The sequence below is a fragment of the Acidovorax sp. FG48 genome (assembly GCF_057809085.1).
The window spans coordinates 410,551-430,746 of record NZ_JBMDJH010000001.1 but is presented as its reverse complement, the minus strand read 5'-3'; the positions used below and the strand labels follow the sequence as shown (position 1 = coordinate 430,746).

11 protein-coding genes and 2 pseudogenes are annotated in these 20,196 nt (G+C 62.5%); 11 read left to right on the top strand and 2 right to left on the bottom strand.

Annotation, left to right across the window (positions count from 1 at the left end):
• Positions 1 to 71 precede the first annotated feature (71 nt).
• From ACODSU_RS01970 to ACODSU_RS01925, 10 genes and pseudogenes are all read left to right on the top strand, one after another.
• Positions 72 to 914, top strand: a complete 843-nt coding sequence (locus ACODSU_RS01970) for an ABC transporter ATP-binding protein (protein ID WP_488839659.1) — start codon at positions 72 to 74, stop codon at positions 912 to 914.
• A complete protein-coding gene (locus ACODSU_RS01965) occupies positions 911 to 1,801 on the top strand; it encodes a branched-chain amino acid ABC transporter permease (RefSeq protein WP_056056932.1) in 891 nt (296 codons plus the stop codon). The genes ACODSU_RS01970 and ACODSU_RS01965 overlap by 4 nt, the downstream gene beginning before the upstream one ends.
• Before the next feature lie 10 nt (positions 1,802 to 1,811).
• A complete protein-coding gene (locus ACODSU_RS01960) occupies positions 1,812 to 2,849 on the top strand; it encodes a branched-chain amino acid ABC transporter permease (RefSeq protein ID WP_488839656.1) in 1,038 nt (345 codons plus the stop codon).
• 17 nt (positions 2,850 to 2,866) lie between these two features.
• Positions 2,867 to 4,048 carry an ABC transporter substrate-binding protein gene (locus ACODSU_RS01955; RefSeq protein WP_488839654.1) on the top strand — a complete coding sequence of 394 codons (1,182 nt, stop codon included), beginning with the start codon at positions 2,867 to 2,869 and terminating at the stop codon, positions 4,046 to 4,048.
• 13 nt (positions 4,049 to 4,061) lie between these two features.
• Positions 4,062 to 4,880, top strand: coding sequence for an ABC transporter ATP-binding protein (locus ACODSU_RS01950; protein ID WP_015011891.1), 819 nt, complete (start codon positions 4,062 to 4,064; stop codon positions 4,878 to 4,880).
• Positions 4,881 to 5,051: 171 nt separating this feature from the next.
• The gene (locus ACODSU_RS01945; RefSeq protein WP_488839652.1) at positions 5,052 to 6,854 is read left to right on the top strand and encodes an AMP-dependent synthetase/ligase; all 1,803 of its coding nucleotides are present in this window, start codon (positions 5,052 to 5,054) and stop codon (positions 6,852 to 6,854) included.
• An 86-nt stretch (positions 6,855 to 6,940) separates the two neighbouring features.
• Entirely contained in the window at positions 6,941 to 7,774 is an 834-nt protein-coding gene (locus ACODSU_RS01940) for an enoyl-CoA hydratase/isomerase family protein (protein WP_488839650.1), read from the top strand.
• A 164-nt stretch (positions 7,775 to 7,938) separates the two neighbouring features.
• Positions 7,939 to 8,712 (top strand): annotated as a pseudogene (locus ACODSU_RS01935) (pirin family protein).
• A gap of 37 nt (positions 8,713 to 8,749) precedes the next feature.
• Positions 8,750 to 9,496, top strand: coding sequence for a gamma-glutamylcyclotransferase (locus tag ACODSU_RS01930; protein WP_488839649.1), 747 nt, complete (start codon positions 8,750 to 8,752; stop codon positions 9,494 to 9,496).
• 388 nt (positions 9,497 to 9,884) lie between these two features.
• Positions 9,885 to 11,735: a beta-galactosidase gene (locus ACODSU_RS01925; RefSeq protein WP_488839647.1), complete on the top strand. Its 1,851-nt coding sequence runs from the start codon at positions 9,885 to 9,887 to the stop codon at positions 11,733 to 11,735.
• 31 nt (positions 11,736 to 11,766) lie between these two features.
• On the opposite strand, the gene ACODSU_RS01920 is transcribed toward ACODSU_RS01925, so the two are convergent.
• Positions 11,767 to 12,789, bottom strand: coding sequence for a recombination-associated protein RdgC (locus tag ACODSU_RS01920; protein ID WP_488839645.1), 1,023 nt, complete (start codon positions 12,787 to 12,789; stop codon positions 11,767 to 11,769).
• Between the two features lie 334 nt (positions 12,790 to 13,123).
• Here ACODSU_RS01920 and ACODSU_RS01915 point away from each other — a divergent pair, with 334 nt between their 5' ends.
• Positions 13,124 to 13,705: a Spy/CpxP family protein refolding chaperone gene (locus ACODSU_RS01915; protein WP_488839643.1), complete on the top strand. Its 582-nt coding sequence runs from the start codon at positions 13,124 to 13,126 to the stop codon at positions 13,703 to 13,705.
• A gap of 1,314 nt (positions 13,706 to 15,019) precedes the next feature.
• Here ACODSU_RS01915 and ACODSU_RS01910 read toward each other — a convergent pair.
• Positions 15,020 to 19,912, bottom strand: a pseudogene (locus ACODSU_RS01910) (EAL domain-containing protein).
• Positions 19,913 to 20,196: the final 284 nt, after the last annotated feature.

Below are 20,196 nucleotides of genomic sequence, written 5' to 3'. Positions count from 1 at the left end.
AGTAGGAAATTTCTGCTGGGTTCCATCGAAATTTCTGTCTAAAGCTGCAGTCAACCCGTATTAGAAAGCCAATGGAGACAACCCCTTCCGGCCCCGCTGCTGCCACGCCCCTGCTGCAGGTGCAGGGCGTGACCCTGGCGTTCGGTGGCGTGAAGGCGCTGACCGGCGTGGGGTTTGATGTGCAGCCGGGCTCCATCACCGCCGTCATCGGCCCCAACGGTGCGGGCAAGACCTCGCTGTTCAACACCATTTCGGGCTTTTACCGGCCCAGCCAGGGCTCCATCCGCTTTCAGGGGCAAGACATCACCCGCGTGCCCGCGCCGCAGCGCGCCAAGCTGGGCCTGGGCCGCAGCTTTCAGAACATCGCGCTGTTTCGCGGCATGACGGTGCTCGACAACATCAAGCTGGGCCGCCACGCGCACCTCAAAACCAATGTGCTCGACGCACTGTTCTACCTGGGCTGCGCGCGCCGCGAAGAGGCCGAACTGCGCCGCGACATCGAGGAACGCATCATCGACTTTCTCGAAATCGACCACATCCGCCACGCACCCGTCTCGGCCCTGCCCTACGGACTGCAAAAGCGCGTGGAGATGGCCCGGGCGCTCGCCATGCAGCCGCAGATCCTGATGCTGGACGAACCCGTGGCCGGCATGAACCGCGAAGAGACCGAAGACATGGCGCGCTTCATCCTCGACGTGCGCGAGGAATGGGGAGTGACGGTGCTCATGGTGGAGCACGACATGGGCATGGTGATGGACCTGTCGGACCACGTGGTGGTGCTCAACTTCGGCCAGGTCATCGCGCAGGGCACGCCCGCGCAGGTGCAGGCAGACCCCGAGGTCATCCGCGCCTACCTGGGCGCGGGCGACGTGGGCGACCTGCGTGCCAAGCTGCAGGGGGTGACCACCGCATGACTGGCAACTTCGACTGGGCCTATCTGTTTGAGATCAGCCTCACCGGCATCGCCGGGGGCGGTCTCTACGCACTGGCCGCACTGGCTTTCGTCATGGTCTACAAGGCCACGCGGGTGGTCAACATCGCCATTGGCGAGTTGCTGATGGTGGGGGCCTACCTGTTCTTCACCTTTGCATCGATGTTCGCACTGCCGCTGTGGCTCGCCATCCCGGCTGCGGTGCTGGGCACAGGCTTGCTGGGCGCAGTGATCGAGCGCACCATGATCCGCCCGCTGCTGGGCGAGCCGCCGATTTCCGTCTTCATGGTCACCGTGGGCCTGGCCTCGGTGCTGGTGGGCTTGGTGGAAATGATCTGGACTGCCGACCAACGCCGTCTGCCCGACTTCATGCCCACGCAGCCCATCATGGTGGGTGATGCCTTCCTCGCGCCCAAAGTGTTCTGGGGTGCCGTGATTGCCATCGTGTTCATTGCAGCGGTGCTGGTGGTGTTCCGCTTCTGGCGCGGCGGCGTGGCCCTGCGCGCCACGGCCAGCGACCAGGCCGCGGCGTACTCGGTGGGCATCAACGTGCCCCGCGTGTTCTCGCTGGCCTGGGTGGCCTCGGCCATGCTGGCTGCCATCTCCGGGATCATCGTCGGCTCGATTGGCGGCATCTCGTCCAGCATGGGCGTGTTCGGGCTGTCGGTGCTGGTGGTCGTCATCGTGGGCGGGCTCGACAGCGTGCTGGGCGCGCTCGTCGGGGGCATCCTCATCGGCCTAATCGAGGCGCTGGCCGGGGCCTATCTGGGCGGCGAATACAAGCTGCTGGCCACCTTCATCGTGCTGGTCGCAGTGCTGCTGGTGCGGCCGTACGGCCTGTTCGGCACCCACGAAATCGAGAGACTGTAAGGCCGACCCCATGCGCATCGGAACCCTCAAGGAAACCTACATCGCCGACGCGGCGCTGTTCGACTCGCGCACGCAAAAAGTGTGGTTGGCCGTGGGCGCTGCGCTGCTGGTGCTGTTCCCCTTCATGGCCAGCGACTACTGGCTGTACCTGGCCTGCCTGGTCAGCATCAATGTGGCAAGCAGCACAGGCCTCAACATCCTCACGGGCTACACGGGCCTCGTCAGCCTGGGGCAAGCGGCCTTCATGGGCCTGGGCGCCTACACCGTGGCCGTGCTGGAAACCAAGGTGGGCACGCCCTTTGTCCTCAACCTGCTGGCCGGTGGTTTTGTCGCCATGCTGGGCGGCATCGTGGTGGGCATTCCCTCGCTGCGCGTGAAGGGGCTGTACCTGGCGATTGCCACGATTGCCGCATCGTTCATCGCGCACTTCATCTTTGCCAACTGGAAGTTCACCGGTGGCACCGGCGGCCTGAGCGTGCCGCCCGCCAAGCTGTTCGGCATGGCGCTCGACACCTCGTTCCGCCTCTACTGGCTCATCATGCCGGTCACGATCCTGATGCTGCTGGGCGCGGCCAACCTGTTCCGCACGCGCGTGGGCCGTGCGTTCATCGCGATTCGAGACCGCGACATCTCGGCCGAGGTGCTGGGCATTCCGCTGCTGCGCTACAAGCTGCTGTCGTTTGGTCTGTCGTCGTTTTACGCGGGCGTGGCAGGCGGGCTGTGGGCGTACTTCTTTCGCGTGGTCACGCCCGAGAGTTTTCCGCTGCTCCTGTCCATCTTTTTCCTGGCGGCCATCATCGTCGGCGGCATGGGCTCCATCCTGGGCGGCATTCTGGGTGCGGTGTTCATGACCATGGTGCCCGAGCTGCTCAAGCTCGTGGTGGACATGCTGCCGGGTGGCAGCGAACTCACGGTGTTCCTCTCGCCCGTGCGCACGGTCATCTTTGGCCTGCTCATCATCGGTTTTCTCGTCTTCGAGCCCCATGGCCTGGCCGAAGTGTGGCGGCGCATCCGCCGTTTCTTCCATCTCTGGCCCTTCCGCAACTAAATCAAATGGAGACAACTATGGACACACCACGCACTTCCATCCAGCGCCGCCAACTCTTGCTCGGGGCCGCTGGCGCCGCTGCCCTCACCAGCCCGCTGTCGGTGCTGGCACAAGGCGCTGAAGAGATCGTGATCGGCGGCTCCATCCCGCTCACCGGCGTGTTCGCGTTTGCGGGGGTCGGCATCAACGCGGGCATGGGCGACTACGTGAAGATGCTCAACGACGCGGGCGGCATCAAGGGCCGCAAGGTCAAGTACGTGCCCGAAGACACGGGCTACAAGGTCGATGTGTCGGTAGCGGCGTTCAAGAAGATCACCAGCCAGAACAAGGTGAACCTGTACTACGGCGACTCCACGGGCTTCTCCAAGACCATCAACCCCGAGCTGGACCGCAACGGCAACATCCTCATGGCCGGCGCATCGTTTGCCACCGAACTCAACGACCCCAAAAAGTACCCCAACCAGTTCCTGGTCGGCCCCGACTACACCGAGATGTTCGGCATTCTGCTCAAGCACATCGCCAAGGAAAAGCCCGGCGCCAAGGTCGCCTTCGTCTATTCCGATTCGGAATTCGGCCGCGACCCCATCGAGAAAAGCGAGGCCGAAGCCAAGAAGCTCGGCCTGTCGGTGCCCATCAAGATCATGACGCCTGCCGGCAGCGTGGACGTGTCGGGCGAAGTCATCAAGCTGCGCCGTGCCGCGCCCGACTACACCATCTTCCACGGCTACATCCTCGCCCCCATCCCCGAGTTCATCACCCAGGGCAAGCAACAGGGCATGACCAGCAAGTGGATGGGCACGTTCTGGACCATGGACAGCTCCACCGTCATGAAGATGGGCGAGGCCGCCGACGGCTTCATGGGCGTGATGCCCTACCGCTACTACTACGACACCGAAAAGGCGCCCATGCTGGAGAAGATCCGTGCCATGCGCCCCGAGTACCAGAGCACGGCCTACATCCAGGGCTTCCTGGCCGCCATGCTGTTCACCGAATCGGCCAAGCGCTGCCTGGATGCAGGCAAACCGCTCACCGGCCCCAACCTCAAGGCCGCGCTCAACTCCATCAAGGACTTCGACACGGGCGGCCTCATCGGTGTGCCGATTACCATCAGTGGCAACTCGATCCCCGTGGGCCGCGTGTACCGCGCGGACATGAAGGCCCAGAAGATGGTCGCCGCCTCCGACTGGATCAAGCTCTGACCCTGCTGTTGCCATGACCCAGCCAACCCCGGCCCACGTCCTCGAAGTCAACAACATCGAGGTCATCTACAACAAGGTGGTGCAGGCCCTGCGCGGCCTGTCTCTGGCCGTGCCGCGGGGGCAGATCGTGGCGCTGCTGGGCAGCAACGGGGCGGGCAAAAGCACCACGCTCAAGGCCATCTCGGGCCTGCTGGCGCTGGAGGATGGTGTGGTCGAAAGCGGCAGCATCCACTTCAACGGCCAACCCACAGCCGCCGTGGCCCCGCAGCAGCTGGTGCGCAACGGCCTGAGCCATGTGATGGAAGGCCGCCGCGTGTTTGAAGACCTTACTGTCGAAGAGAACCTGGTGGCCGCCACCTATGCACTCACGGGCCGCAAGGATGCGACGCCCGACTTCGACCTGGTCTACAGCTACTTTCCACGCCTGCATGAGCGGCGCAAGGGCCTGGCGGGTTATCTGTCGGGCGGCGAGCAGCAGATGCTGGCCATTGGCCGCGCGCTCATCGCGCAGCCCCAGCTCATCCTTCTCGATGAGCCCTCGCTGGGCTTGTCTCCCAAGCTGGTCGAAGACATCTTCACCATCATCGCGCGCATCAACGCCGAGCGTGGCACCAGCATGCTGCTGGTGGAGCAGAACGCCACCGTGGCACTGGCCGTGGCGCACCGGGGCTACATCATGGAGAACGGCAAGATCGTGATCGACGGCACGGCCGAGCGCCTGGCCAACGACCCCGACGTGCGCGAGTTCTACCTCGGCATGGGTGGTGGTGGCGAAGCCAAGAGCTTCAAAGAGATCAAGCACTACAAGCGCCGCAAAAGATGGCTGTCATAAGAGTACATCCCCCTGAGGCGCTTCGCGCCCTCCCCCTTCTCTCGAATGGCTGTGCCATTCGGGAAGGGGGACGCAGCCAGTGCGGCGGGGCGGCCCTTGCACGGCTGCCCTGGCCTGCGCTGCGCCGGTATCCAAGGCTGCTGGTGGCGCAAGGCGCGTCGGACCATTGACATGATGAAACTCCCAGACCTTACCCTGCCCCAGATGCTGCGTGATCGCGCACGCACCGACGCGCAGCGCATCGCCATCCGGCAAAAGGACTTCGGTATCTGGAAGCCCTTCAACTGGGCGCAGTACCACCAGCGCGCCAGCCACTTCGGCTTGGGGCTGCGCGCTCTGGGCCTGCCTGCAGGTGGGCATGTAGGCGTGATTTCGGAGAACCGCATCGAATGGGTGCTGGCCCAGATGGGCGCGGGCCTGGTGGGCGCAGTGACGGTGGGTGTGTACCCCACCAGCCCCACCAACGAGGTGGCCTATGTGGTCGGCCATGCCGACATCGAGATCATGGTCTGCGAAGACCAGGAGCAGACCGACAAGCTGCTGGCCGCACTGCCCGAGCTGCCGCGCCTGAAAAAGATCGTGGTCATGGAGACCAAGGGCCTGCGCAGCTTTGCGCCCGAGGTGCGCCAGTTCATCACCACCTTTGACGAGGTGGAGCAGCTGGGCGCGGCGTCGGGCCAACAGGCGGTCATCGACGATGCCCTGGCACGCCAGCGGCTCGACGATGTGGGCCTAATGATCTACACCTCGGGCTCCACCGGAAAGCCCAAGGGCGCGATGATTTCGTACCGCAACATCCGGGGTGTGGTGCCCGGCATCATGGACCGGCTGGAGTTGTCGCAAGGCACCACCCACCTGTCGTACCTGCCGCTGTGCCATGTGGCCGAGCAGATGCTGACCAGCTTTGTGCCCGTGTACATCGGCTCGCAGGTGAACTTTGGCGAATCCATACGCACCGTGCAGGAAGACCTGCGCGAAGTCGCACCCACCATGTTCTTGGGCGTGCCACGCATCTGGGAAAAGCTGCACGCCGCCATCCACATCAAGCTGCAAGAAACGGGGGGCCTGCGCCGCGCGTTGTTCCACAAGGCCTACAACGCCTGCAAGCCCCTGGCCGAAAAGCCGCGCAGTGCCTGGAGCACTGCCGACAAGCTCACGTATGCCGCAAGCTACTGGCTGGTGTTCCGCGCGCTGCAGAACTTCATCGGCCTGCGCAATGCCCATGTGGCGCTCACCGGCGCCGCGCCCATTCCACCCGACGTGGTGCGCTTCTTCCGCGTGCTGGGCGTGCCGCTCATCGAGGTGTATGGCCTCACCGAATCGACCGGCATGGTCACGGGCCACCAGCTGGACCATGTGGTGGTAGGTACCGTGGGCGTGCCCACGCTGGGCGTGGAGCACCGCATTGCCGACAACGGTGAACTGCAACTCAAAGGCGACATGGTGTTTGCGGGCTACTACAAGAACCCCGAGGCCACGGCCAGCAGTATCGTGGGCGGCTGGCTGCACACGGGCGACGTGGTGCGCGAGGAGCAAGGCCAGATCAAGATCGTGGATCGCTTGAAGGACATCATGATCACTGCCGGCGGCAAGAACCTCACGCCGTCCGAGATCGAGAACACGATGAAGGGCAGCCCCTTCATCAAGGAATGCATCATCGTGGCCGAGGCGCGCAAGTTTGTCGGTGCACTGGTGATGATCGATTACGAGACCGTGGGCAAGTGGGCCGAGGCGCGGCGCATTCCATTCACGCACTACCGCTCGCTGGTGGAACACCCAGAGGTGCGTGGCCTCATCGATGCCGAAATCAACCAGGGCAACCAGCGCCTCGCGCAAGTCTCGCAGATCCGCAAGTTCCACCTGCTCACCAAGGAGCTGGACCACGACGACGGCGAAGTGACCGCCACCATGAAGGTGCGCCGCGCGAGCATCTACAAGACCTACGCGGCCGAGATCGAGGCGCTGTACCAATAGCCCAGGGCTCAGCGCATGGGGACCTATTCACTGTCAAAACAAGAGCTGATAGCGCAATATCCACAAGCGCTTGAAGCGGATTGGACATGAAAAATACCGCCACAGACCCTGCAGCATCCTCCAATGCACCGTCCGCGCCCGCCCCACAGCAGCCCCTGCTGCTGGAGCGCAACGGCGCCATCGCCACGCTCCGCTTCAACCGGCCCGAGGCGCTCAACGCCATCGACGTGCCCATGGCCAATGCCTTTCTGACCGCTGTGCAGACCGTTGCATCCGACCCCGGTGTACGCGCCGTGGTGCTGTGTGGCAACGGCCGGGGCTTCATGGCCGGGGGCGACCTGGCCACGCTGCGCGCCGATCCGGTGCAGGGCGCCATCGACATCCTCACGCCGCTCAATACCGCGCTGCAGTTGCTCACGCAGATGAATGCGCCGGTCATTGCCCAGGTGCATGGCGCCGCTGCCGGTGCCGGCCTGAGCCTGGTGCTCATGGCCGACTACGTGATCGCCGCCGAAGGCACGCGCTTCAACCTGGCCTACATCAACCTGGGCACCAGCTGCGATGTGGGTGCCTCTTGGGCGCTGCCACGCATCGTTGGGGTGCGCCAGGCGCTAGAGATCGCGCTGCTGGGCGAAGCCTTCACGGCCGACGACGCGCTGCGCCTGGGCCTTGTCAACCGCGTGGTGCCCGGCGCCGAGCTGGACAGCGCCACCGCCGCCCTCGCCCAGCGCCTGGCCAACGGCCCCACGCTGGCCTACGGCGCCATGAAGCGCCTGATGCGCGCGTCGATGGACCACACGTTGCCCGAGCAACTGGCCGCTGAAAAAGACGCCTTTGTGCGCTGTGCGGGCACCGAAGACTTCCGCGCAGGGGTGGAGGCGTTTCACCAGCGCCAGAGCCCGCAGTTTGTGGGGCGGTAGTCCGACGCTCCTCCTCCACAACCCCTGTTGCGCCACGGCCGCCCTGCGCGGGCATTGGTCACGAGTCCAGAACACTCCGTTTGCCCGCCCCGGGTTTATGCCAGCGCCGAGGCCGTCTACAGTTCCCGCAGTGTCACCACTGGGTGCGCAAAAGACAAATCCCCATGATCACCGTCCGCCCCTCCTCCGAACGGGGCCGGTCCTCCACCGGCTGGCTGCACAGCGCCCACAGCTTTTCGTTTGGCGACTACTTCGACCTGCGCCACCAGGGCCATGGCAATCTGCTGGTGCTCAACGATGACACAGTGGCGCCCGGCAAAGGCTTTGGCACGCATGGGCACCGCGACATGGAGATCGTGAGCTATGTGCTCGACGGCGCCCTGGCCCACCAGGACAACCTGCACGAACGTGCCGGCCAACACGCTGGCGGCCCGGTGGCCTCCGGGGCTCCAGGCGATACACCACCAACAGCTCCCACCGGCATCCTGCGCCCCGGTGATGTGCAGCGCATGAGTGCGGGTTGGGGCGTGCAGCACAGCGAGTTCAACGCGCTGCAGGACCAGGACACCCACTTCCTGCAGATCTGGATCAAGCCCCTGTTCACCGGCATCCGCCCCAGCTAAGCGCAAAAACACTTCCCGCCCGCTGACCGCCGGGGCCGCCTGGTGCGCATTGCATCGCGCCGGGGAGAGGACGGCTCGGTGAGCATGAACGCCGATGCCTCCATCTGGGCAGGCTTGCTGGATGGCAGCGAAACCGCCACGCAAGTGCTGAACCCTGAACGCCTGGCCTATGTGCACGTGGCGCGGGGCGCGCTGCAGGTCAACGGTATCGCACTGTCTGGTGGCGATGGCGCCTTGCTGGACGGCGAAACCACGCTGACCCTGCACGACGGCCACGATGCCGAGGTGCTGGTGTTTGAACTGGCGCGGCGTTAAGACGCCTGACACTCCCCCAGCGCACGGAACTATTCGCATGACCCCCGACAACGCCTTCCTCCACCTGCCCGAACTACAAGGCCGGCTGACCCCTGCCCATGCCTCAGGCCTGCGCCTCACCGACGAGGTGCTGGCCGAGTGGGACGCCCAGGCGCGCTGCCAGGGCCTGCCCGCCCACTGGCGCCTGCCAGATAACGAGGTTGAGCAATCCCGCCGCGAGGTGCTTTCCACCATCACCTCCGAGCAGCAGGATCTGTGGGTGTTTGCCTATGGCTCGCTGATGTGGAACCCAGGCTTTCACTTTGGCGAAGTGCGCCGCGCCTGCCTGCCCGGCTTCGCACGCCGCTTTGCGCTGAGCACCACCATTGGCCGGGGCACCCCCGATTGCCCAGGACTCGTGCTAACACTGCAACCTGAACATGGGCATCTCTGCGAAGGACTGGCCTTTCGGATACCGGCCGCACTGGTAGAGGCTGAGTCCCGTCTCCTATGGCGCCGCGAGATGATCAGCGGGGCCTACTGCCCACAACTACTGACCGTACTCACCCCACAGGGTGGTGTAAAAGCCCTAGTGCTAGTCGCAAACACCGCGCATACCCATTATCGGGGTGATCTTTCGATGCAGGCAACTGCAGACACTGTCGCCCATGCCAGCGGGCGCATCGGTACCAACCGCGAGTATCTTGATCAGCTTGTGGCGCAGTGTGGGGTACTTGGCATTGAGGACGTATATATCCGAGAGCTGACAACCCTGGTGACGCTGGTGACGCTGTCGGCCAGTTAAGTCAGTACGTTGGCAGCCTTTGCACCGATAACCGCACCATGTGCATCTGCAGTCTCGGGATGTCTACAGTTCACATTTGCCAACTTCATTCACACAGAAGCGGGCTTGCCCTCCCTCCAAAAACCATGGCACGCGCTACATATCGGGACTACCTCGTACAAATCGCTGTTGATGAACTTGCAGCAGGGTGGAGTACAAACCATGCCAACCTGCCCAAGTAGTTACCATGAAGAGATGTGATTCATGAAAAAATCGCAGCTCGGCATCGAGTGTTTGTAATTTGTATCATGCACCCATACAGGTGCTGCCAAGCCTACCTTTCATTACTCATCCTACAGTCGGTCATCGCATGAAGCCAATGCATGGCCACCTTCACACTACAACATCCATGAAAAAAATTCTCTGCATTGCGGTATTTTTATTTTCTTCGCTTTCTTTTGCGAAAAATACTCCTGAGCCCTCTCCTGTTTCCAGCATTATATTGATGCCATGGGATATCAATCAAAATCAGAATCTACCCAAAGAAATAAAGAAAAATGGATTCAACCACATCACTTTCTACATCAATTGGTCAGATATTGAAAAACAAAAGGGTCAATATGAATTCGACCATTACCACAAATATTTGGATGTGATCGTAGATAGTGGACTTTCCTTGATTCTCGTGCTTGACATGGGGGGGCGCCCCTATTTAGACGAGAGCGGAAAACTGGTGGAAGGCGAAACCACAGTTCCAAAATGGATTTATAAAAACCATCCTGAATCTGCGATGAGGAATTTCTCTGGAGATCGACAGTTTCAGCTCGATTTTACTGATAAATCTATTCAAAAATATTCATCTGAATTTTTACAAGAAACGGTTGATCATTTTCAAAAAAAATATCCCGGAAAAATATTAGGCTTTGCCATCGGCATTCAAGAAGAGCACGAAATTAAATATGGGCAAAGAGGTTACCAATGGCGTGACTACAAAGAGTCCACTCAAAGCGATTTTTTCAACAAATATGGAAAAAATCAACCCATCATCAATTACAACAATAATATCGTCAATGGTGCAGTAAAGTCGGAAAATCTGCTTTACTCTCATAAAGAGTACCGAGAAAACCGACTGCGGGATGCAACATGCGCCTATGCCAAGGCCATCCAGAGCAAGGGCGGGGCGGCCATCGGATATTTTGCGGAAACCTTTACTTCACACGATGCCATCTATGCAACAGGCATCATAGAAAAGCTGTCTGACTGCATTGATATTGCGGTTATAGATTTCAATTTTTTCGACGGCTATAAGCTCGTTCCTGATGCTGATGTGCTACCTGCACTGGCAAATTACATCAATGCATTGGGCTATAAAAAAATAATGATTGGTGCCTATGCAGAGGTGTGGGAACGGAGCAAGAAAACACAAGAATTGATACCCGTCATCAACCGCACCATTGCACAGTCGCTGTCACAAAACAACGTCATCGGTTTTGAAATAGGTGGGCTACAACGCCAAGCACGCATTGATCAGTCAGCCACCATCGATTTGGACAGGCTTAGAACGATTACAACCAACCCAATTGCAGTCCGTCGACCCACGCGTGTCAATAAAGCCAAAATCGGAATTCTAGGATCTGCAACCAACTTCTATGTATGGCACGGTGAACGGAGCGGCAGCAGGAACATCCATAAGGATGCTCTGTTTGCAACGTACAAAATTCTGAGTACACGACCTGAGCTAGAAGTTCATATCATCGGAGAAAAAAATCTTCTCCAGGATGATTCTATTATTAAAACCCTTGATGCGATTTTTATCCCACATCAAGTGGCAATGTCAAAAAACATAAAATTGAAACTCACTGCATTCTGGCAAAATGGAGGAGCACTCATTCAGGATATGCGATTGGGCGAATTTGATGAAAATGGAGAACCTACATACGACTGGATGCATGACGTTTTCGGAATTTCCAAGATCCAATGGAAAAACAAAGGTGGCATCTTCCTCATTAACAATAAAATATACCGCTTAAAAAAATCATCAAGTATCTACATTGGTTACGCTGCCATTACACCCCGACAAGGTTTTAAATTGCTAGCAAACGATATCTTCGATCGTGAAAATGGAATCATGGTCAGAGGGCAACGAACACTTGCTTTCGGGTTCATACCACAGTTGGTTGAAGATCAGACCAAAAAAGATTGGCAGGATCTATTTGTCAATGAGATCATGGATTTAATACCCAAGAATTCCACAAAGTAAATAAATTTCTTTACCCAACGGCAGCGCAGAATCAAAAAGGTGCTGACTCTGGGTCTGTATCTACCGGCCTTTGCGCTGGGCCGGTCACCACACCCTCTGTACCTTCTTTGCGCGCAGACACGGAGGGTGCGGCAGTTACTACCGCATGCGCCGCGCCCGCCACCCCACTCTCCGACTCCCCTCCCAGCGCCTCGATCAGGTCCGGAATCAGCTTGACCAGCTCGCCCGTGGCAATCGCCACGTCAGTGTCAAAGCCGCCGTCGTCTGCCTTGGTGCCTTCAAACACCGTGTCCAGGAACGACACCTTCTTGATCTGCAGGCCTTCGGTGAGCATGAAGCTCACGCGGTCGTCCCAGGTGAGGGCCAGCTTGGTGGGCAGCTTGCCAGCGTCGATGTGGGCCTGCACCTCCTCGATGTCGAGTGGGTGGCGGGCGTAGCGCACCACGGCTTTTTCTTCGTTAGCGCTTTTGAGTTCGCACTCACGGTCCACCGTGAAGCCCACGGGCGGCTCCTGTTCCTTGAGCCAGTGGGCCATGGCGGCCTGGGGGCTGGTCTGGGTGTCGAGCAGCGACACCGACAGACCGGGCAGCGATTCGACCAGCAAGGTCACCACTTCATCGGCACGGCCTTGGGCTGACGTGTCCAGCACCAGCAGGCGCGAGGCCGTGTCGATCCAGATCCACATCGAGCCCTGCTTGGTGAAGGCCATGGGCAGCAGGTCCAGCTTGGCCTCGTCTTTCAGCTCCTTGCTCTCCTTCTTGCCGGGCTTGCGGCCGGTTTCCTTTTCGATGCGTTCGGCCTTTTCCTTGACCTTGCGCGCCAGCACGCTGCCGGGCAACACCTTGGTCTCGACCATGAAACGCAGGATCCACTGCCCGCCCACCGATTCGACCAAGGGGCCATGTAGTTCACCCCGGGGGGGCACCCAGCCCAGCGACTTCTCTTGCGTGGCGCCACATTCCTGGAACGGGGCCTTGGCCAGGGCGTCTTCTACTTGCGTCAGCTCGACCTGCCATTGCGGAGCAATGCGGTACACGATCATGTTCTTGAACACGGAAAACCTTTGGTTGGGGTCGCTGCGAACAACGACACGGACACGGAACCCGCCATTGTCGGCGGTCGCCACCCTGGCGCCGGGCCGCTGGGGCACGGACAGCCCTTGGAGGACTGAAAACGCTACACAATCAATAGCAATCAGGGCATATGGCACCAGCGCATCGTCCACTATTTGCCCCAAATGATTCTGGAGGCGGCTTTGCAAGCGTTCGCCGCAACTTTACACAGCCTCACCCAACGCGCACGGTGGCGATACGTGGGCGGCAGACACTGGACTCCAATCGCTGAAACGGTCGTTTCAGCGAGCTCACCACCGCGAAAGGACTTCCAACATGGCCTCCCGTTTCTCTCACCCCCTCTCCCACCGTATTGCTGCCACTGCCCTGCTCGCCGCCATGGCCTTGCCTGTGCTGGCCCAGCAACCCCCTGCAGCGCCTGCAGCACCCACCGCGCCCGCCAAGGCCGCCGAAGGCCGCCATGAACGCCACCACGGCGACATGGCGCAGCGCCACGCCAAGCGCCTGGCAGACCTGAAAGCCCAGCTCAAGCTGACCCCTGCCCAGGAATCGGCCTGGACCACCTTCACCTCGGCCATGCAGCCCGGCGAACGCCCCGCCCGCCTGGACCGCCAGGACATGGACAAGCTGACCACGCCGGAACGCATCGACCGCATGCGCGCAATGCGCGCCCAGCATGCCGCCGAAGCCGACCGCCGCGGCGAGGCCACCAAGACCTTCTATGCCACGCTGACGCCCGAGCAGCAAAAGACCTTTGATGCCCAGGCCCACCGCGGCCGCCCCATGGGGGGCATGCGGGGTGGTGAAGGCCGCCACGGGCATGGTGACCACCATGGCGGCATGCGGGGGGGCGAAGGCCGTCCGGGCCCTGCCCCCACGCCTGCACCCGCCAAGTAAGGCATAGCCCTGAACTGGGGCGACAGGCGCTGGAGCCTGTAGTCGCCCAGGGACTGTTTCAAGGCCCTCCGCCGCTTCCTCCCCCGCCAACCCGGCGTTCTACAAAGAACGCCGGGTTTTTTCTTGGACGGTCCCGCTCCGGAGGGTGCCTTACGGGGCCATGAGACGAGCCAGGGAGCGCAACTCTATGCCGCTGTGGATAACCCTGGGCACATTTTTGGCACAACCAGGCAGTTATCCACACAAAACGCCGCCGCCCGAAAGTTGTTGTCGGCGAGCCCCGCACTTAGCGCGCGCCGCCCCACATACTTTGCAGCGACGCAAGTGCGCGCCAGCGTTGAAGAAAAAGCGCTTGTCCACACAAACAGGCGTTCTCTACTACTACTGCTATTTATATATAAAGCCTTTAAAGAATAACCAGAACTCCCAATCCGGGCACCTGTCCACCGCCGGTGACCGACCCATCGGCCGACTGGACAACCTGACAGACAGGCGGTTGATGCCGGAATGGGGAAGTAACGGCTCGGCCCGGCGCTCCTGTCCGGTGGATCGCTCACACCCTTGAGAGGCTGCAATAAGAAGTTGCTGCTGGGGTGCGATGCCTTTCACGCCGCACCAGCGGATGCAATCCTTCCGCCACCTGGGGCACCCCATCAGCCCTCAGCCAGGAGGGAGGGCCCTGTCCCACCGGCTTGGCCCGAACCCTTGCAGCCAAGGAGAAGGAGCATGGTTTCCACTCATCTGCTATCAATTAATGAGCATTCAGAGCATGAAGCTTTAGCGCTACCCTTCGTTTTGGGCCCATTTCCTGCCGCCGATGCGCGCGGTGCGTAAAACTGGGGATAGTTTTGGCACAACCGGGTGCTTATCCACAGAAAACTGCGTGGCACCGCTTTTGTCCCCGCTCGGGAGACAACGGGAGCAGGGCGGGGTACACAGGGTTGGCAGCGGACTAAGTGCGCGCCAGCGCTGGCAAAAATGCAGTTGTCCACACGCCGGGCCGCCCTCTACTACTACGACTATGTATTTATAAAAGACATAAGAAGAAGACAGAGGACAACTGGGGCCACGCAAACGGCTGGGTTGGATGAAAGCCGCACCCACATGCCGGGCGTACCAGTGCTGGCCCAGGATCCAAGATGCGATCTGGAACCGCCCAGAAGGCCGTGGAGGGCCTTGGGCGCAAAAGCAGGCCCAGGGGGCCGAAACAGACCCACAGGCCGCTCACGGGCCTCCTGAGGCCCTCAGAAGGGAGTTAGGGGGTTAAGAGGCTTGGGATGTGGACAAGCGCCGGGAACACCCGGCGGGCGCCGCTTACGCCTGCGAGGTGCGCAGGAAGCTGTCCAGGACGTCCACCGACAGCGCCTTGCTGAACAGGTAGCCCTGGTAGAGCTGACAGCCAGCCCGGGCCAGCAGCGCGCATTGCTCGGGCGTTTCCACGCCTTCGGCGATCACTTCCAGCCCCAGGCTGCGCGACAGGCCGATGATGGTGTCCACAATGGCGGCGTCGTTGGGGTCGGTCAGCAGGTCGCGCACAAAACTCTGGTCGATCTTGAGCTGGTCGAGCGGCATGCGCTTCAAGTAACTCAGGCTGGAGTAACCCGTGCCAAAGTCGTCCAGCGAGAAGCCCACCCCGTACGACCGCAGCGCGGTCATGGTGGCGATGGTGGTTTCCATGTCTTCCACCAGCAGGCTTTCGGTCAGCTCCAGCTTGAGCTGGGCCGAGGGTGCGCCGGTGATGGCCAGCACGCGGGCCACGTCGTCCACAAAGCTGGCATGGCGGAACTGGCGCGAACTCACATTGACGGCCATGGTCAGGTGCGACAGGGCCGGGTCGCTCTGCCAGCTGGCCAGCAGCTTGCACGCGGTGTGCAGCACCCAGCGGCCCAGTGGCAGGATCAGACCCGTTTCTTCGGCCAGCGGAATGAACTGTGCGGGCGACACCATGCCGCGCTGCGGGTGGGCCCAGCGCACCAGCGCCTCCACCCCCACGCAGCGGCCCGACTGGTGGATCTGCGGCTGGAAGTGCAGCAAAAACTCTTCCTGCATGAGCGCCGAGCGCAGGTCGGTTTCCAGCCCCGCGCGCGCCGTGACCACGGCCTGCATGTCGGGGTCAAAAAAGCGCAGCGTGTTGCGGCCCGCCGTCTTGGCCTGGTACATGGCCAGGTCCGCCTGCTTGAGCAGCTCGCCCACCGTGGTGTGCTCGCCGGTGAAGGGCGCAATGCCGATGCTGGGCGTGCTGCGGTACTGGTAGCCCTGCAGCGCATAGGGCACGGCCAGCATGGTCAGGATCTTTTCACCCACGCCCCGGGCGTGCAGCGCCAGCTCGTGCGGTTTGGGGCTGAGTTCTTCCAGCATGACCACAAACTCGTCGCCCCCCAGCCGGGCCACCGTGTCCACGCTGCGCACGCAGGTGTTCAGGCGCTGCGCCACCTGTTGCAGCAGCAGGTCGCCCTGGTCGTGGCCCAGGGTGTCGTTCAGGGTCTTGAAGTTGTCAAGGTCAATGAACAGCAGCGCCCCGCCCTGCTGGCGCCGCTGCGCGGTGGCCAGGGCCTGGTGCATGCGGTCCATGAGCAGCATGCGGTTGGGCAGGCCGGTGAGCGCGTCGTAGAACGCCAGGCGCTGGATCTCGCGCTCGCTGGCCTTGCGCTGGCGGATATCGGTGTTGATGGCAAGGATGGACTGAGGCTGGCCGTCGTCGCCCCGCACCAGCGTCTAGCGGCCTTCCACCTCGATGGTGCTGCCATCGCGGTGGCGCTGCACGATCTCGCCCGTCCACTCGCCCTGCTCCAGCACCGTCTGCGTGGCGTGCCGGAAGTGCGTGGGGTCTTCGTACAGCAGCGTCTCGATGGACTGCCCCAGTGCCTGCAGCTGCGACCAGCCGTACAGGCGCTCCGCGCTCTTGTTCCAGAAGATGATGCGGTGGTCCAGGTCCCGCACCAGGATGGCGTCCTGGGCCTTGTCCAGCAGCGAGGCCTGGTGGCGGATGCGGATGTCGGCCAGCTGCCGCTCGATCTCGGCCGACGCACGCGAGGCAAAGATCTGCAGCGTGGAGGTGATGAAGTCCGTGTCGGCAATCGCGTGGCGGAACAGCACGAAGACGATGCCCACCACCTCGCCGTCGGCATTGCACAGCTGCTGGCCCACATAAGCCTGGGCACCCACTGCGCGCAGCACGGGGGCTTCGGGGTACAGCTGCTGCACCTTGTCGGTCACCACATGGGTGCGCTGCGACATCAGCAACAGGCTCGGTGTGCCATCCAGGCTGTATTCGTCGTTGGGCAGCATCTGGCCGTCGAGCACGGCCGCCAGAGTGACCACCCGGGGCGCCTGGCCCTGCGACTGCGGCAGCAGCCGCACCACGCAGCCGCCTTGCGCATCCAGCGCATCGGCCATGTTGCGCACCAGCTGCACAAAAAATTCGGTGCCCGTGCTGGCCGACACGGCGGCCGCCACCTTGAGCACCGAGGCCTGCAGCCGCTGCTGCGCCTTGTGCGCGCGCAGGCTGGTGATGCCGATGGCCAGGTCGTTGGACAGCTCCTGCAGCAGCGCGGCCTCTTCGGGGCTGATCTGCAGCACGTCGGGAGCGTACAGGTACAGCAGGCCAAAGCTGCGCTCTTGTGCATGGTCGCGCGCATGCTCGCGCAGCGGCAGGCAGATCACGCCGTGAAAGCCATGCTCCAGCATGCGCTCGGTCCAATCAGCAAAGTCCCCTTCGGTGCGGATGTCCTGCACGATCACCGGCTGGCCGGTGCGCACCGCAATGCCCGCGGGGCCCCGGCCATAGGGATCGTCGGCCGACCAGCTCAGGTGCAGGTTTTCCAGGTAGTTCTGGTTGTAGCCCGCATGGGCTACCGGGCGGATGGACTTGCGCTCATCGTCCAGCGCAAACCCCACCCAGCCCATGCGGTAGCCGCCGATGTCCACCGCAATCTGGCAGATGGCCTGCAGCAACGCGGTCTCGGACGTGGCGCGCACCAGGGTCTCGTTGCACGCGCTCAGCAGGCGCTGGGCGCGGCCCATGCGTGCCAGCTCGCGCTCGGTGCGCAGGCGTTCGGTCACGTCGGTGGCCAGCACCTGGCGGGCCGGGCGCCCGTTGAAGCTGATGCTGCCCGCCGTGATCTCCACATCCATGAAGCTGCCGTCCTTCTTGATGTGGCGGCTGACGACCGGCGCGTTGCGCTGTTCCATCGGAACGGCGCGGATGTTGGCCTCGACGTTGGGGCGCCGGTCAGCGGGCCACAGATCCAGCATTGACATGGTCAGCAGCTCGGACTCGGTGTAGCCGTAGTGGCGCTCCATCGATCGGTTCACAGCCTGCAGCTGCAGGGTTTCGCGGTCGTACACCCACATGGGATGCGGGTGCTCGTCAAACAGCATGCGGTATTGCTGCTCGGACGCATGCAGTTGCCCGGCCACGTGCCGCAGCTGCACCATGGCACCCAGCGACTCGGTCAGGATCTCCAGGTGCGCCACATCGCGGCGTGAAAACGCATTGACCTTGTCCGACGTGACCTTGAGCGACCCGACGATGGCGTCGCCACTGCGCAGCGGCACCGCCATCACCGACCGCACGCCGTGGCGGTGGGGCATCGACGCCATGTCCCAGCCCTCGGCCTCGGTGTCGTTGCACACCACGGTCTGGCCCTTGCTGAGCGCGGGCCAGAGCAGGCTCTGGTCCACCGCCAGCAGGTTGCCCACCGGGCGCACGTGGTCACCGGCCGACGCCTGCGCCACCAGCTGGCGGCCTTGCAGCAGCTCCACCATGGCGCCACGCGCGTCGGTCTGGCGCAGCACGGTGCTGGCCACCAGCTGCAGCACCTCGGGCAGCGGCATGTCCAGCGACGAGATGCGCTGCTGCACCTGCAGCAGCTCGGCATGGTTCTGTGCGTCGCGCTGGGCGTCCAGGTCGGCCAGCTTTTGCGCGCTGATGTCGGTCATGCCGCCCACCATGCGCACGGCCTTGCCCTGCAAGTCACGGATCAGGAAACCCCGGTCCAGCACCCAGGCATAGCTTCCATCCTGGCGGCGAAAGCGGTACTCATCCGACCAGTGGTTGGCCGTGCCGTCGATGGCGGCATGAATGCCTTCGAGCACTTCTTCGCTGTCATCGGGGTGCAGCCGCAAGGTCCACGAGGTGCTGTCCGGCGGCAACTGGTCGAGCGGCACGCCGAACAGGGTCTGCATGCCCTCGTTCCACCACATGGCATCGGTGTGCAGGTTCCAGTCCCACACCGCGTCGGCCGTGGCGCGTGAGACTAGGTGAAAGCGCTCTTCGCTTTCACGGCGGGCCTGCCGGGCCTGGTGCTGGGCCGAGATGTCCTGAAACGCCCCCTGAACCCGCACGATGCGGCCTTCGGCATCGCGCACCGCCTGCCCGGTGGTGCGCACCCAGAAATGCCGCCCTGCCGGTGTGACGAGTTCGGCCTCCAGGTCAAACGGTGTGCCGTGGCGGATGCAGCTCTCAAACGCTGCCTGCATGGCCTGCCGGTGCGGGGGCAGGTACAGCTCCATGATCTGTTCCACCGATCCCACACGCCCCGCAATGCCGAAGGCGGCAGCGATCTCCTGCGACCAGTTCAGCTGCAGGCTGGGCAGCTCCACAATCCAGCCGCCAATGCGGGCCATCTGCCCGGCCACGCGCAGGGTCTCGCTCTGGGCCAGCAGCTCGGCGTGCATCTTGTCGCGCTGCTGCACCAGGTCGGCCAGCACCTGCTTCTGGCGGCGCAGTTCCAGCTGCACCATGGCCTGCTCGGCCAGTATGCGCAGGCCCTCCAGCTGCTCGGCCTCGATGTGCCGGGGGATGGAGTCCAGCACCGCCAGCGTGCCCAGCGCCTGCCCTTCGGGCGTGACCAGCGGCACGCAGGCGTAAAAGCGCACATGGGGGTCCTGCGTGACCAGCGGGTTGTGGGCAAAAACCGGGTGCTTGTGCGTGTCGTTGACCACCACGGGCTCGCGACTGCCGCTCAGCGCATGGGCGCAGAACGCTATCGCGCGCTCGGTCTCCCTGAACGGCACACCGACTGCGGCCTTGAACCACTGCCGGTCGCTGTCCACGAAGTTGACCACCGCCATGGGGCACTGGCACACGCGCGCGGCCAGCGTGGCCAGCTGGTCAAAGCTGTCTTCCGTCGGGGTGTCGAGGATCGCGTAAGACTGCAGCGCCTGGAGCCGTGCGGCCTCTGCGGTGGCTTGCGCTGGCGGCATGGTCAGTCCACCGTGGCGCCGCTGCGCACGCAGCTGCCCAGCCTGGTCAGTGCGACCAGGCCATGGGTGGCGGGGCGGAGTAGCGTCGGCAAGGCAATCGGGCAGTAGAGGGAGCGTGCAATGCGGCTGCACCGCGCGCTCAGGGTCACAGCGCCACAGGCACTGCGGCAAAGAGTGTGAATGCTACACCGCACCGCCCTTGCTGGCGACCTGCGCCCATGGGGGTTTGCCCCAAAAAAACACAGTGTTCTGACCTTGCGCAGTCACCCAGGCAACCTTCGCGC

Coding starts and splice junctions, on each gene's coding strand:
- ACODSU_RS01970 (WP_488839659.1), top strand. CDS start 72: ATGGAGACAACCCCTTCCGGCCCCGCTGCTGCCACGCCCCTGCTGCAG.
- ACODSU_RS01965 (WP_056056932.1), top strand. CDS start 911: ATGACTGGCAACTTCGACTGGGCCTATCTGTTTGAGATCAGCCTCACC.
- ACODSU_RS01960 (WP_488839656.1), top strand. CDS start 1,812: ATGCGCATCGGAACCCTCAAGGAAACCTACATCGCCGACGCGGCGCTG.
- ACODSU_RS01955 (WP_488839654.1), top strand. CDS start 2,867: ATGGACACACCACGCACTTCCATCCAGCGCCGCCAACTCTTGCTCGGG.
- ACODSU_RS01950 (WP_015011891.1), top strand. CDS start 4,062: ATGACCCAGCCAACCCCGGCCCACGTCCTCGAAGTCAACAACATCGAG.
- ACODSU_RS01945 (WP_488839652.1), top strand. CDS start 5,052: ATGATGAAACTCCCAGACCTTACCCTGCCCCAGATGCTGCGTGATCGC.
- ACODSU_RS01940 (WP_488839650.1), top strand. CDS start 6,941: ATGAAAAATACCGCCACAGACCCTGCAGCATCCTCCAATGCACCGTCC.
- ACODSU_RS01930 (WP_488839649.1), top strand. CDS start 8,750: ATGACCCCCGACAACGCCTTCCTCCACCTGCCCGAACTACAAGGCCGG.
- ACODSU_RS01925 (WP_488839647.1), top strand. CDS start 9,885: ATGAAAAAAATTCTCTGCATTGCGGTATTTTTATTTTCTTCGCTTTCT.
- ACODSU_RS01915 (WP_488839643.1), top strand. CDS start 13,124: ATGGCCTCCCGTTTCTCTCACCCCCTCTCCCACCGTATTGCTGCCACT.